Origin of the sequence: Vibrio sp. T3Y01, assembly GCF_013114525.1 — a bacterium.
Taxonomy (GTDB): Bacteria; Pseudomonadota; Gammaproteobacteria; order Enterobacterales; family Vibrionaceae; genus Vibrio; species Vibrio chagasii_B.
On the sequence record NZ_VTXJ01000011.1, the window covers coordinates 25,557 to 40,262 of the forward strand.

A 14,706-nucleotide genomic window follows, 5' to 3' on the forward strand; every position below is an offset into this window, starting at 1 on the left:
CCAAATTGAATATTAATGTGATAGAATGCTCGACCTAATCAGCTGGTACTAGGATCCAATTTGTTCCAGTTGTATGATTTTTAAACGTTATACCGAAACTTACCGTTTTGCTTCTATTTGCAGTTTTGCTTAACCTCAACGGTTACCTAACGATTTCTGTTCATCTAAACGATGAGCTAGGAAGTTGGGATAGTGAGCTTCGGTATAAATCATAATTTTATAAGAGGATTAAACATGCGCATCATTCTTCTAGGTGCTCCTGGCGCGGGTAAAGGCACTCAAGCTAACTTCATCATGAACAAATTTGGTATCCCTCAAATTTCAACTGGTGACATGCTACGTGCTGCTATCAAAGCGGGTACTGAGCTTGGTAAGCAAGCAAAATCAGTAATCGACGCTGGTCAGCTAGTTTCTGATGAAATTATCCTTGGTCTTATCAAAGAGCGTATCGCTCAAGATGACTGTGAGAAAGGTTTCCTACTAGACGGTTTCCCACGCACAATCCCACAAGCTGATGGCCTAAAAGAAATGGGTATCGCTGTAGATTACGTTGTTGAATTCGACGTAGCTGACGATGTGATTGTTGAGCGTATGGCTGGTCGTCGTGCTCACCTTCCTTCAGGTCGTACATACCACACTGTGTACAATCCACCAAAAGAAGAAGGTAAAGATGACGTAACTGGTGAAGAGCTAGTTGTACGTGATGACGACAAAGAAGAAACAGTTCGTGCTCGTCTAGGCGTGTACCACGAGCAAACAGCTCCGCTAATCTCTTACTACGGTAAAGAAGCTGAAGCAGGTAACACTAAGTACCTTAAGTTTGACGGTACTAAGCAAGTTGCTGAAGTTAGTGCAGAACTTGAGAAAGCACTAGCATAATTGGCTAACAGCCAGTTTTAGAATTTGATATATTGTAAGCGACCTTAAAGGTCGCTTTTTTTGTCTCAATTTTTAGTACGATACCAATCTAAGGCAATGATGAGTCCTCTACCCAAGGCTGTAAGTTTTGAAAAGAGCATCCATCATCTAAAGTTGACGTTGTGAAACCTCACGCTCAAATGATTATTTAGACATTTAGCGATAAGCAATGATCTTAAACTTAAGCAGATTAGTATATTACTCTCTACAAAATCACATATTGGTCTCAGGTATCTATGGAAAATAATAAAAAGCAGGGTGTTTTACTGGTGAACTTAGGTACGCCAGATTCTGCGACCCCGGCTGGCGTTCGTCGATTTTTGAGTGAATTCTTGCACGACAAGCGAGTTGTTAACCTAACGCGCTGGCTGTGGTGCCCAATCTTGCACGGGGTGATTTTACCGATTCGCTCACCTAAAGTAGCCAAGCTTTACCAATCTGTTTGGATGGAAGACGGTTCACCACTGCTTGTGTACTCTCAAAGACAAGCTGAAAAGCTACAAAAGAAGTTAGAGATGCCTGTCGCCTTAGGCATGACTTATGGCAACCCAAGCCTAAAAGCGGGCGTTGAGCAGCTGATGGAGCAGGGCGTTGAGGAGATCATCGTACTGCCTCTGTATCCTCAGTATTCGGGCACCACCACTGCTGCGGTTTCTGATGGGTTAACCAAAGCCTTTAAACAGATGCCTGTTATTCCAAGCTACCGTTTTATCCGTGACTACTACGCACATCCTAGCTACACCAAAGCACTGGCTGAGAGTGTTCGTAGTCATTGGGAAAAAAATGGCCGAGCGGATCATTTGGTTTGCTCTTTCCACGGCATTCCGAAGCGATTGGCAGATGAAGGGGATATCTACCCTCAACATTGTGAAGCGACAACTAAGCTACTCGCTGAGGAGCTTGGTTTATCTGCAGACGATATCACCATGACTTACCAGTCTCGATTTGGTCGAGAAGAGTGGTTAAAGCCATATACCGATGAGACGCTAGAATCATTGCCAAGCAAAGGCATCAAGAAGATTGATATCATGGCTCCAGCTTTCTCGGTGGACTGTTTAGAAACGCTGGAAGAGATTTCAGATCAGTGCAAGGAAACCTTCATTGACGCTGGTGGTTCTGAGTTTAGCTATATCATGTGTCTCAACGACAGAGATTCGCATATCGACATGATGGCTGAACTGGTACAGATTCACCGTTAATATCGGCTAAATAAATATTAAAAGGGCTGCTCAATGAGCAGCCCTTTTTTGAATGTTCTCTAGCGTCTATTAGACACTGAACGATATTAGATATTAAGCAACAGAAGTTTCTGCAGTACGCTCTTCTTTTGGTTCAGACTCTAGCGTCATGTTGCTCTCTACGCCGTGCATCCAAGATACAAGCTTACCAGCACAAAGAAGTAGTAAGATGCCGCTGATCGTTGCTGTAATTGCAATACCACTGAAGATTGCCATCGCGCCTAGTTCACCTACATGAGAGCCCACAAGGCCAGCTACGTAGTTTGCAATAGCGTTGAAACCAAACCATGCACCCATCATTAGTGATGCTAAACGTAGCGGTGCCAGCTTAGTCACTAACGATAGACCGATAGGAGATAGGCAAAGCTCACCAAGTGTATGGAAGAAGAATGCACCTACTAACCATAGCATCGAAGTTTTAACTGTAAGGTCACCACCTTGCTCCATTACCGCGCCCATCATGCAAACGAAGCCTAGCGCCAAGAAGAACAGAGCCATCGCAAATTTAACCGGTGAGTTTGGTTCACGCTTACCTAACTTCACCCAGAATGCAGCAATGATTGGTGCAAGTGTAATGATGAAGAATGGGTTTAGAGATTGGAACCACGCAGCCGGAACTTCAAAATCACCAATCATACGGTCTGTATATTGTTGAGTGTAGATGTTCATTAGGCCGCCAGCTTGTTCAAAGCCTGCCCAGAAAATAATCACGAACAGACCCATGATCAGAATAACTTTTAGTCGATCGAACTCTTCTTTAGTTAGCGGTGCTTTCTCTTTCGATTTACTCAGAGCTTTTGCGCGTGCAGCTGCTGGCACAGAACCGATATTACCCAGCCATGATTGAGCCATCGTCATTTGCATGATTAAGCTAATAACCATACCGATACCAGCCGCTAGGAAACCTGCTTTCCAGCCGTATGACTCAGCCGCAGCACCAGAGATAAGACCACCGAATAGTGCACCTAAGTTGATGCCCATGTAGAAAATTGTAAATGCGCCATCACGACGGTTATCACCTTCTTGGTAAAGGTCACCAACCATAGTTGAGATGTTTGGCTTAAACATACCGTTACCACTGATAAGCAGCCCTAAACCTAAGTAAAGTGCACTTACTTGGTCTAAGCCCATAAAGCCAGTAGGTAGAGCCAGCGTAAATTGACCAAGTGCCATAAGCACGCCACCGATTAGAATCGATTTACGTTGCCCTAGGTAGTTGTCGGCAATCCAACCACCGATTAATGGTGTGATGTAGACCAGGCCAGTGTAGATACCATAAAGATCGAGTGCGTCTTTTGTAGACCAACCCAGCCCGCCGTTGATTGTTGTATCTGTTAAGAATAAAACAAGAATCGCACGCATAGCGTAGTAGGAGAAACGTTCCCATAGCTCTGTGCTGAAAAGTAGAAATAGGCCTCTAGGGTGGCCAAAGATGTTGTGATTGCTTGGCATAAGTTTTACTAATTTTAGTTATTAAAAGATTTTATAGTTACTTATGTATACAGAGTGGGATAAACATCTGCAATAGAGGTATTTTATGGTAACGATAACCTGCATTTTGTAAGTGTATGAAAATTATATGCTTTGTTGGTAATGTCGCCCTTAAAATGCGTGCTGCAAACTAATTTTCCAGATTTGAGCTGGTTGTTAAATGATCTTATTGAAAAAATTCTTGAATATTAAAGGCGTGAGTTATCAATTTTATGTATCCTATCGTCACTAAAGGGAACGGTGTGTTTTATTTTTTGACTGTATATGCAGCCATAGAAGCGCACCTTTTGATTGGCAATAGAACTCTGTACAATGCTTAATCACTTTTATATCTATAATTTTTTGTTGATAAATTGGTTTGCTACGCATAATTTTGTGGCTATTAAGATTCATTTAGTTAATAGCAATTAAACCGTTTTAGGCTTGTGGTAAAATGTCCCCAAAATAGAAAATGGCTAGTTAAATGAAACGTTGGTATTTACTCTACTGTAAGCGTGGCGATCAAAAACGCGCTCAGCAGCACTTAGAGAATCAAGGGGTAGAGTGCTTTTACCCACAAATAGAAGTCGAAAAAGTAGTTAGAGGGAAAGAAAAGGTAGTCAAAGAACCGCTGTTCCCTTCATACGTTTTTGTTCGATTTGATTATGAACAAGGACCAAGCTTTACGACCGTTCGTTCCACACGCGGCGTAGTGGACTTCATTAAGTTTGGAGCGCTACCACATGAAGTACAAGGCGACTTGGTTTTTGAGCTTAAAGAACTTGAGAAGAATTGCACCAATGATGTCGAAGAGTGCTGTGCTGAGTTCGAATCTGGTCAGGTTGTGAAAATTACGAGTGGTCAGTTTGCAGGCATAGAAGCAATATTCCACCAGAAAGATGGCGAGGCTCGCTCTATCATGTTAGTGAAGATGATCAGCCAGGTGGTGCCTATCAGCATTGAGAATGAAGCACTGCAAGCTCACGCATAAATGCAACAATAAAAAAATCGGCTTAAAAATAAAAAGGCGCATGATGCGCCTTTTTTAGTACTTAGAATTTACCAATCGCCTTAAGCGTTGTAAGCATCGTTGTGAACGGCTTGTACTGCACGGCCTGATGGGTCAACACAGTTTTGGAACGACTCATCCCATTCGATAGCTTTTGCTGATGAACAAGCGACAGATGGACCACCTGGTACACACTCTGCTGCAGATTCTAGCGGGAACAACTCTTCAAAGATTTCGCGGTAAGCGTAGCCTTCTTTAGTCGTTGGCGTGTTGTATGGGAAGCGGAACTGCGCAGTTTCCATTTGCTTGTCCGTTACTTTCGCTTCAGCGGTTGCTTTCAACGTATCAATCCAGTCGTAGCCAACCCCATCAGAGAACTGCTCTTTTTGACGCCATGCAATTGAGTCTGGTAGATAATCTTCAAAACACTCACGTAGGATGTGTTTCTCCATCTTACCGTTGCCACACATTTTGTCTTCTGGGTTTAAGCGCATTGCTACATCGATGAACTCTTTGTCCAAGAATGGTACGCGGCCTTCTACGCCCCATGCTGCTAGTGATTTATTCGCACGAGCACAGTCAAACATGTTCAGAGCCAGCAGTTTACGTACTGTTTCTTCATGGAATTCTTTTGCGTTTGGCGCTTTGTGGAAGTACAAGTAACCGCCAAAGATCTCATCAGCACCTTCACCAGACAGTACCATTTTGATACCCATTGCTTTGATCTTACGAGCAAGTAGGTACATTGGCGTAGACGCGCGAATTGTCGTTACGTCGTAGGTCTCGATGTGGTAGATAACATCACGGATTGCATCCAGACCTTCTTGAATGGTGTATGTCATCTCGTGGTGTACGGTACCAATCTTGTCTGCCACTTCACGAGCAGCGATAAGATCAGGAGCACCTTCTAGGCCAACCGCAAATGAGTGCAGTTGTGGCCACCAAGCTTCAGACTGTTCGTCATCTTCAATACGCATTGCCGCAAAGCGTTTAGCGACTGCTGAAGTGATAGATGAATCTAAACCACCAGAAAGAAGTACACCGTAAGGTACGTCAGTCATTAGTTGACGCTTCACCGCTGCTTCTAGTGCTTCCGTTAGGTCTTCTTTACTTGTGCTGTTGCCTTGTACTGCAGCGTATTCGTTCCAGTCACGAATGTAGTAACGTTGTGGCTCTGCATCTTTCGAAGAGTAGAAGCTACCAGGAGGGAACTCGCTGATGGTCTTACATACAGGAACCAGAGCTTTCATTTCAGAAGCAACATAGTAGTTACCGTGTTCATCGTAGCCTTGGTAAAGCGGGATGATACCGATGTGGTCGCGGCCTACTAGGTATTCGTCTTTTTCTTCATCGTATAAAACGAATGCGAAGATACCGTTTAGCTCTTCTAGCAGGTCTGCGCCCATTTCTTGGTATAGCGCAAGGATAACTTCACAGTCAGAGTCTGTCTGGAACTGGTACTTATCTTCATAGCGAGCACGGAGTTCTTTGTGGTTATAGATTTCACCGTTTACCGCAAGAATGTGTTTCTTGTCTTGGCTGTATAGCGGCTGAGCACCACTATTTAGACCGACGATAGCTAAACGCTCGTGAGCAAGGATTGCTTTGTCACTTGCATAGATACCAGACCAATCTGGTCCACGGTGACGAAGCTTTTTAGACATTTCTAAAGCGATAGGGCGAAGTGCTGCGGCATCACTTTTTATGTCGAGAATGCCAAATACTGAACACATAGAACTTCCTTTTAAATAATTTCTAAATCAACTGTATTCAATTTGCCATTCTGGCTAAAAAAAGCAACCGGATGTGAGCAAAAAAATAATATAAAGGGTGTTATGTTAGAAATTATTTAATTATTTTGTCGTTTTGGTGTTTGGTATCTAAATGTGGTTGCTTTTTTATACAAAAACCTCTCAAAAGTGCGAAAATTCACAGCCTTGAGAGGTTTTTCTGAGAGGGATTTAGGCTAGATTTTGTTGATGTTTGGGTTTAATTGCTCACAAACATGGCGAGCAAAACCACTACCGGCTTCGCTGTAGATATTGAATGCGGCATCAACACCATTCTCTTTCAAGGTTTCGAGTTGATCAGGGTATTCTGCGATAGCTGCGATCTGTCCTTTAAAGTTACGTGACTTTAGTTGATCTAAAGCGGTCTGGTTACCTTGGTGATGTGGCATGGCTAAGATAACCAGCTTTACATTCGCTGTATCTAAGATGCGCTCCCAGAAGTCTGGGTCAGTCGCGTCGCCAGAAATCACGTTTCTACCGTGGCTTCTGTGGTTATGTGCTGCTTCTTCACGAACTTCGACACCTAAACTTACCTTGCCATAGCGAGAGCGTAATTCGTCATAAGCACCAGTACCAATTCGGCCCATACCAAGAATAAGCACTTGGGCACGACCAGGGTCAATTCGCTTATCGCGTCGGTGAAGCTTTTCTGAGGCATGCTCTTTTAGCCATTTACCTGACTGCTGATAAAGCTTGTGACCAGCTCGATTTAAAGGTGCAGCGATTAAGAAAGACAGTGAAACCGCAATCGCGACGGCAACTAGGATATCGCCAGACATCCAACCCATCTTGAAGGCTAGGCCACCAACGATGAGGCCAAATTCGCTGTAGTTAAACAGTGATAAAGAGGCAAGTAGAGACGTTCGAACACGGAACTTGAAGCGGTTAAGCACCAAGAAGTAGAGAACACCTTTCACTGGCAGCATAAGCAAGAACAAGATTGCAAGCATAACGCCTTGAATGGTTGGTTGCTCTGACAAACCAATGTTCAAGAAGAAACAGACAAGGAAAAGCTCTTTAAGGTTAAACAGCGATTTTGATAACTCTGAGGCTTTTGGATGACCAGCAAGCAGCATACCTAGAACAAGAGCGCCTAGGTCTGGCTTAACACCAACCAAATGGAATAAACCAGCACCGACGACTAATGCGAAAAAGATGCCGGAAAGAACCAACATTTCGCCGTGTCCAACCCAATCAAGTATTTTGTAGAACAGTGGGCGTAATAAAGGTAGGGCAAATAGCGCAATTGCATACCACTCTGGTATTTTACCTGTCGAGGCCGTTAGGAATACCACCGCGAAAATATCTTGCATGACCAAGATACCAATCGCCAATGTACCGTAGGTCGCATTCATTTCGCCTTTCTCTTGAAGAGTCTTTACCGCAAATACGGTACTCGAGAATGATAGGGCGAAGCCGAGTAGAACAATCTGCTCGACTGACATAGCTGCCAGTGACGAAATGCCAAGGAACTTAAAACCAAATAGGGCGACGGCAAAAAACAGAGTGGATAAAAGGTTATGTATTGTCGCGCCAGCCCAGATCTCTTTAGAGAGTAGGGTTTTGATATCTAGCTTCAAGCCGATGGTGAATAGGAGCAGGGTGACACCGAGGTCAGCCAAGGTAATGATGGTGTCATTCGTTTCGAAACCAAAGGCAAAAAGCCCAAATCCCGCAACCAAAAAACCAACCAGTGGCGGAAGATGACATTTTAAAGCAATAAATCCTGCGATAAACGCAGTGGATATTAATATAAGTTCCATAACTTGTTGTTGTAGTTCCCTAGCTTAAAAAAACGGGCCGTGTTTTTACAAACACGGCCCGCGGAAAATCAGAATTGTTGTTCTTTAATCTTCAAGTAACTTCTGCAGTAACACACCGTTGAGCATGGCGCGCTTGATCATAGCAAAAGCTCCCATCGTAGGATGTTTATCGATCTGTGATGCTACAATAGGCAGGCCGCTATGGAAAGTCGTTAGCGACTGATTCTCTACATTACGCTTAATTGCAGGGAAAACAATCTCTTGTGCCTTAGTAATATCACCAGCAATGATCACTTTTTGAGGGTTAAATAGGTTGATCGTCATGGCGATCGCTTTACCTAACTGGTTTCCTACTCGAACCAAGCTCTGCTTAGCTAATTCGTCACCATTCATTGCATGGTCGCAAACGTCTTGAATAGTAATACGCTCAAGTTCGGTTAAAGAGGACTCATAACCTTGTTTAATCAGCTTTTGCACGCGCTCTACGATTGCTGGGTTCGCCGCTACCGTTTCAAGACAACCAAAGTTACCACATTGGCACTGTTCACCAAGTGGATCGATTTGGATATGACCGATTTCACCGACGTTACGGTTATGGCCTAAGAAAACCTGGCCGTTAACGATAATCCCCGCACCAGTACCGCGGTGAACACTTACTAAGATAGAGTCTTGGCTGTCTTGGCTCGCGCCAAAGTAGTGCTCCGCTAGTGCCATTCCGCGAACATCGTTGCCAACAAAACAAGCGACATGGAATGTGTCGCGAATAATGTCGCTCAATGCAAGGTTATCGATGTCTGTATTTGGCATGTACTCAACGACACCCGTCGTCGGGTTAACTAAGCCTGGAAGAGTTACGCCAATCGCAATCAGCTGATCGATTTTCGGTTGGTGCTCAGCGATGAAGGCCTTAAGCGTATTGACCAAGCCTTGAGTAAGGTCTGACTGATCTGAATAATTCAGGTCTTGCTGCTGGAAAGCCAATTCACGACCACCAAGGTCATGAAGGCTAACTTGAATATAGTCTCGACCTAAGCGCACAGCGATAGAGTGGAAAGGCTCTACTTCTGTGGTTAGAGAGATAGCGCGTCTACCGCCAGTAGACGCTTGCTGTGCGACCTCTTTGATTAGGCCGCGCTCTAATAATTGGCGGGTAATTTTTGTAACACTTGCCGGTGCGAGTTGGCTTACATCAGCCACTTGTATACGACTGATAGGCCCTTGTTGGTCTATTAGTCGGTATACCGCCGCACTGTTTAGTTGTTTAACTAAGTCTACGTTACCTATTTGTCCGCCATTCATACTTAATTGTGCTCGTATTGTCCATTAACAACAGTCGCTTTAACGTTAAAGTCTCGGTCAAATACAGCTAGGTTTGCAACCATGCCTTTTTTGATTCGACCTAGCTTGCTTTCTACACCGATAGCCGTAGCTGGGTATAGCGTAGCCATGCGAAGAGCTTCGTCTAAAGCGATACCAGCGTGCTCAACTGTATTCTGAACTGCTTCAATCATAGTCAGAGCTGAGCCGCCCAGTGTGCCGTTTTCATCAACACACTTACCATCTCGGTAATATACTTTCTTACCGACAAAAATAAAGTATTCCATGTCAGCACCTGCAGGAGCTGTGGCATCCGTCACTAATACCAACTTTTCTCCCTTGATTTTGTGCGCAATTCTGATGTTTGCGTAATCAACGTGGAAGCCGTCGGCGATGATGCCTGCGTATACTTCTGGCGTATCGTAAATTGCGCCAACCACACCTGGTTCACGACCAACCATAGGCGTCATTGCATTGAATAGGTGCGTTGCGAATGTGATACCAGATTCGAAACCTTGGCGTGCTTCTGCATAAGTTGCGTTGGTGTGACCGATAGAAACAACAACACCAGCTTTGTGCAGACGCTCGATATGCTCTGGGTCGTTCAGCTCAGGAGCCAGTGTTACTTTCGCAACAAGGTCGCTGTTCTCACAGATAAGCTCAATCATCTCGCTGTCAGACTTACGAATATGATCAACGCTGTGAATGCCTTTTTTTGCAACGTTTAGGTATGGACCTTCAAGGTGAAGACCTAAAGATTGGTTCTGGTATTGGTTGTGGTACTCACGAGCAGCTGTGATAACAGCGCGCATGTCTTCGTCTGAAGAAGTGATCAGAGTCGGTAAGAAGCTAGTACAGCCTGATTTGAGGTTGGCTTTGTGCATGATCTGCATTGTTTCTGCAGTGATCTCATCGTTCAGCATTACACCGCCACAACCATTAAGTTGTAGGTCAATGAAACCTGGGCTTAGGTTTGCTCCGTCTAGGTCGCGAACCTCGATACCTTCCGGTAATTCAGAGATAGGGCAGACTTTTTTGATCAGTTCGTTTTCGATTACTACAGCATGATCGGTTAGAACATCACTACCAGTGTAAATTTTACAGTTACTTAGCGCGTACATAGTCAGCTAATCCTTATTTCGTCAGATCTTTTAAATTCGTTCGTTACCTAAATGTGGACTTAGTTTGCGAGCATCATTTACGTAACGATTTATCTTTTATGGGCAAACGGCTTCAAAAAGGGAAGCGATTTTAAGTGTTTGAAAAATATGTGAACAATTCATTGTTTTTATGATTATGGGTTAAGAAATATCAGTAAGTTAGCTGGCTTTTAAAGCTGAACATAACCCACTCTTGACCCAATAGTTAGATTTGGATTTTATCTATAAATGTTCATTTTTTTGAATGATAAAATAAGTTTTATGATCTCGCTAGCAAAAACCTCTGGATTTGGTAAAAACTGGTGATTACGATCACAAATGGTAAGGTTTTAATTTGCGGAGCAAAATTAATTGAATACACTGAATAGGACTAAATTGAGCGACTAAAATAAGTTTCTCAAACGAATTCTAAAAAATCCTATAGGGGGAAACAACTGGTGAATATTCTAGGATATGCACAGAAGCTAGGTAAGGCGTTAATGCTACCTATCGCAACGCTTCCGATTGCGGCGCTTCTATTACGTTTAGGTCAAGGCGATCTACTTGATATTCCATTCATGGCGCAAGCTGGTGGTGCTATCTTCGGTAACCTACCATTGCTATTTGGTCTAGGTATCGCGATTGGTCTTTCTAAAGACGGTAACGGCGCAGCGGGTCTTGCTGGTGCAGTTGCTTACTTCGTTCTAACAGCGACAGCGACAACGATTAACGCTGACGTTAACATGTCTTTCTTCGGCGGTATCTTCGCAGGTATCATCGCGGGTCACTCTTACAACGCTTTCCATGCTACACGTCTTCCTGAGTGGCTGGCATTCTTCGCAGGTAAACGTTTAGTACCAATCATGGCTGGTCTATTTGCACTTGTTGCAGGTGCTGTGTCTGGTGTGGTTTGGCCTGGTGTTCAATCTGGTCTAGACGCACTGGCTCACGCAGTATCAACGTCTGGCGCTATCGGTCAATTCGTTTACGGTACTCTTAACCGTGCACTTATCCCTGTAGGTCTACACCACGTATTGAACTCGTACTTCTGGTTCGGTATGGGTACATGTCAAGAAATCATCGTTGCTGGTCAAGGCGCATTCGCTAACATCACTCAGCTTTGTGTTGACCCATCTCTAGCTAAAACTCTAGTTGTTGGCCAAGAGCACACATTCACATTCGCTAACTCTGTAACTCCAGAAATCACTACTGTTGTTAAAGAAGTTACTGACACTGTTAAGTCTGGCGACCTACACCGTTTCTTCGGTGGCGATAAAGGTGCAGGCGTATTCATGAACGGTTTCTTCCCAGTAATGATGTTCGGTCTACCAGGTGCTGCACTTGCAATGTACCTAGCAGCTCCTGCTGAAAAACGTAGCCAAGTTGGTGGTGCACTATTCTCAGTAGCATTCTGTTCATTCCTAACTGGTATCACAGAGCCGCTAGAATTCATGTTCGTATTCCTAGCTCCTGCTCTATACGCAATGCACGCTGTATTCACTGGTCTGTCTCTAGTTGTTGCTAACATGTTTGGTACTCTGCACGGTTTCGGTTTCTCTGCTGGTCTTATCGACTTCGTATTGAACTGGGGTCTAGCAACTAAACCTCTAGTACTTCTAGCAATCGGCCTTGGCTTCGGTGCTCTATACTTCTTCACTTTCTCTTTCGCAATCCGCGCTTTCAACCTGAAATCGCCAGGTCGTGAAGATGACGAAGAAGCTGCAGCTCCAGCTGGTGACGCTCCAAAAGGCGACCTTGCACGTCAATACCTAAAAGCTCTAGGTGGTCACGACAACCTAACTTCAATCGACGCTTGTATCACACGTCTACGTCTAACTCTTAAAGACCGCTCTGTTGCTGACGAAGCCGTTCTTAAGAAGCTAGGTGCTAAAGGTGTTGTGAAGCTAGGTGAAAACAACCTACAAGTTATCCTAGGCCCACTTGCTGAAATCGTAGCTGGCGAAATGAAAGCTATCGGCGCAGGTGAAGACCTATCTGATGTAAAACTTCCATAGTAAGGAAGTACTTAACTGAGCAGTCATTAATACTCTCAAGTAAGTGTCAAATTGAAAGCCTCCCATAAGGGAGGCTTTTTTGTATCTGCAGTTTAAGTCTTTGGGATACGGTTCGTTCTATTCTTCATCGAATAGCAGAAATAATCGTAATTAACGGACGGTTCTTATTGTGCAAAGGCGAAGAATTGTGGATGATTAGCAACAATGATCTTTCTATCTAGAGCTGACGCTAAAAGTGGCGCTTGGCTAGGAGATAAAAGATAACTTTCTCTGACAATACTAAATACATAGAGGTGCTATAGATGAGTGAAGCTGAGGCTCGTCCATCGAATTTCATTCGCCAAATTATTGATAAAGATTTAGCGGATGGTACACACAGTAGCGTGCATACTCGTTTCCCGCCGGAGCCAAATGGTTACCTGCACATCGGTCACGCTAAATCTATTTGCTTGAATTTTGGTATTGCTCAGGACTACCAGGGACAATGTAATCTTCGTTTCGATGATACAAACCCTGAAAAAGAAGACGTTGAATACGTTGAGTCAATTAAGAATGATGTAAGCTGGTTAGGCTTCGAATGGTCTGGTGACATTTGTTACTCATCAAACTACTTCGATACGCTTTACGCTTATGCTGTGGAATTAATTAATAAAGGCTTAGCGTACGTTGACGAGCTAAGTCCTGAGCAGATCCGCGAATACCGTGGCACGCTAAAAGAGCCAGGTAAAGCAAGCCCATACCGCGACCGCAGCCCTGAAGAGAACCTAGCGTTATTTGAAAAAATGCGTGACGGTGGCTTTGAAGAAGGTAAAGCGTGTCTGCGTGCCAAGATCGACATGAGCTCATCATTCATGGTAATGCGTGATCCTGTTATCTACCGTGTTCGTTTTGCTCACCACCATCAGACAGGTGACAAATGGTGCATTTACCCAATGTACGATTTCACTCACTGTATCTCTGATGCGCTGGAAGGTATTACGCACTCAATCTGTACTCTTGAATTCCAAGATAACCGTCGTTTGTACGACTGGGTTCTAGATAACATTACGATCGATTGCCAACCTCGTCAGTACGAGTTTAGCCGTCTGAATCTTGAATACACGGTGATGTCTAAGCGTAAACTAAACCAACTTGTGGTTGAAAACCTAGTTCAAGGTTGGGATGACCCACGTATGCCGACTATCTCTGGTTTACGTCGTCGTGGTTTCACTTCTGCGTCTATTCGTGAGTTCTGTAAGCGTATCGGTGTGACTAAACAAGAGAACATGATTGAGTTCGGTTCACTTGAGTCTTGTATCCGTGATGACTTGAACGAAAATGCACCACGTGCAATGGCTGTTCTAGACCCGGTTAAGATCGTGATTGAAAACTACGATGCAGACAAGGTAGAAACACTAACAGTTGCTAACCACCCGAACAAACCTGAAATGGGTACTCGTGAAGTACCGTTTACTCGTGAAGTTTGGATCGAGCGTGATGACTTCCGTGAAGAAGCAAACAAGAAGTACAAGCGTTTGGTTCTAGGTAAAGAAGTTCGTCTACGTGGTGCTTACGTAATTAAAGCAGAGCGTATCGAGAAAGATGCAGAAGGCAACATTACAACTATCTTCTGTTCTTACGATGACGAAACGCTAGGTAAGAACCCGGCAGATGGCCGCAAAGTGAAGGGTGTTATCCACTGGGTATCTGCTGATAAAGCACTGCCAGCTGAGATTCGTCTATACGATCGTCTATTCACTGTTGCAAACCCAGCTGCTGCGGATGATTTCGCTGCAACGATCAACCCAGAGTCTCTGGTTAAGTTGAACGGTTTTGTTGAGCCTAGCCTAGCGGAAGCCGCTGCAGAGCAAGGTTTCCAGTTTGAGCGTACAGGTTATTTCTGTGTTGATTCAACAGACTCTAAAGCAGATGCGCTAGTATTCAACCGCACGGTTGGCCTACGTGATACTTGGGGTAAAGCTGAAGCATAATTGCTAACGCTAACAAGTTGTCTAATAAAAAACCGGCTTAGTGCCGGTTTTTTTGTATCTGAATAATGCGTGGATCT

10 protein-coding genes are annotated in these 14,706 nt (G+C 44.1%); 5 read left to right on the plus strand and 5 right to left on the minus strand.

Going from position 1 to position 14,706, the window contains the following annotated elements:
• Positions 1–234 precede the first annotated feature (234 nt).
• A complete protein-coding gene (gene adk / locus F0232_RS13620; protein WP_061034168.1) occupies positions 235–879 on the plus strand; it encodes an adenylate kinase in 645 nt (214 codons plus the stop codon).
• A 275-nt stretch (positions 880–1,154) separates the two neighbouring features.
• On the plus strand, positions 1,155–2,117 hold the full coding sequence (gene hemH / locus F0232_RS13625) for a ferrochelatase (RefSeq protein ID WP_061034167.1): 963 nt from the start codon (positions 1,155–1,157) through the stop codon (positions 2,115–2,117).
• A gap of 93 nt (positions 2,118–2,210) precedes the next feature.
• On the opposite strand, the gene F0232_RS13630 is transcribed toward hemH, so the two are convergent.
• A complete protein-coding gene (locus F0232_RS13630) occupies positions 2,211–3,608 on the minus strand; it encodes a peptide MFS transporter (RefSeq protein WP_171750841.1) in 1,398 nt (465 codons plus the stop codon).
• A gap of 502 nt (positions 3,609–4,110) precedes the next feature.
• Between F0232_RS13630 and rfaH the strand changes: the two genes are divergently transcribed.
• Positions 4,111–4,617 carry a transcription/translation regulatory transformer protein RfaH gene (rfaH, locus tag F0232_RS13635; protein WP_171750842.1) on the plus strand — a complete coding sequence of 169 codons (507 nt, stop codon included), beginning with the start codon at positions 4,111–4,113 and terminating at the stop codon, positions 4,615–4,617.
• 80 nt (positions 4,618–4,697) lie between these two features.
• Here the strand turns inward: rfaH and asnB are convergent, their stop codons facing one another.
• From asnB to nagA, 4 genes are all read right to left on the minus strand, one after another.
• Positions 4,698–6,368: an asparagine synthase B gene (gene asnB / locus F0232_RS13640; RefSeq protein WP_061034164.1), complete on the minus strand. Its 1,671-nt coding sequence runs from the start codon at positions 6,366–6,368 to the stop codon at positions 4,698–4,700.
• Positions 6,369–6,601: 233 nt separating this feature from the next.
• Entirely contained in the window at positions 6,602–8,188 is a 1,587-nt protein-coding gene (locus F0232_RS13645; protein WP_171731243.1) for a cation:proton antiporter family protein, read from the minus strand.
• A gap of 84 nt (positions 8,189–8,272) precedes the next feature.
• Positions 8,273–9,487 (minus strand): ROK family protein, encoded by a 1,215-nt coding sequence (locus F0232_RS13650; RefSeq protein ID WP_061034162.1) that lies wholly within the window; start codon positions 9,485–9,487, stop codon positions 8,273–8,275.
• 2 nt (positions 9,488–9,489) lie between these two features.
• Entirely contained in the window at positions 9,490–10,626 is a 1,137-nt protein-coding gene (gene nagA / locus F0232_RS13655) for an N-acetylglucosamine-6-phosphate deacetylase (protein ID WP_008223817.1), read from the minus strand.
• Between the two features lie 476 nt (positions 10,627–11,102).
• Between nagA and nagE the strand changes: the two genes are divergently transcribed.
• Both nagE and glnS read left to right on the plus strand, forming a co-directional pair.
• Positions 11,103–12,659, plus strand: coding sequence for an N-acetylglucosamine-specific PTS transporter subunit IIBC (gene nagE / locus F0232_RS13660; protein WP_032498767.1), 1,557 nt, complete (start codon positions 11,103–11,105; stop codon positions 12,657–12,659).
• Positions 12,660–12,961: 302 nt separating this feature from the next.
• The gene (glnS, locus tag F0232_RS13665) at positions 12,962–14,629 is read left to right on the plus strand and encodes a glutamine--tRNA ligase (RefSeq protein ID WP_171750843.1); all 1,668 of its coding nucleotides are present in this window, start codon (positions 12,962–12,964) and stop codon (positions 14,627–14,629) included.
• The last annotated feature ends 77 nt before the right edge of the window (positions 14,630–14,706 follow it).

Coding starts and splice junctions, on each gene's coding strand:
- hemH (WP_061034167.1), top strand. CDS start 1,155: ATGGAAAATAATAAAAAGCAGGGTGTTTTACTGGTGAACTTAGGTACG.
- F0232_RS13630 (WP_171750841.1), bottom strand. CDS start 3,608: ATGCCAAGCAATCACAACATCTTTGGCCACCCTAGAGGCCTATTTCTA.
- F0232_RS13645 (WP_171731243.1), bottom strand. CDS start 8,188: ATGGAACTTATATTAATATCCACTGCGTTTATCGCAGGATTTATTGCT.
- F0232_RS13650 (WP_061034162.1), bottom strand. CDS start 9,487: ATGAATGGCGGACAAATAGGTAACGTAGACTTAGTTAAACAACTAAAC.
- nagA (WP_008223817.1), bottom strand. CDS start 10,626: ATGTACGCGCTAAGTAACTGTAAAATTTACACTGGTAGTGATGTTCTA.
- asnB (WP_061034164.1), bottom strand. CDS start 6,368: ATGTGTTCAGTATTTGGCATTCTCGACATAAAAAGTGATGCCGCAGCA.
- adk (WP_061034168.1), top strand. CDS start 235: ATGCGCATCATTCTTCTAGGTGCTCCTGGCGCGGGTAAAGGCACTCAA.
- glnS (WP_171750843.1), top strand. CDS start 12,962: ATGAGTGAAGCTGAGGCTCGTCCATCGAATTTCATTCGCCAAATTATT.
- rfaH (WP_171750842.1), top strand. CDS start 4,111: ATGAAACGTTGGTATTTACTCTACTGTAAGCGTGGCGATCAAAAACGC.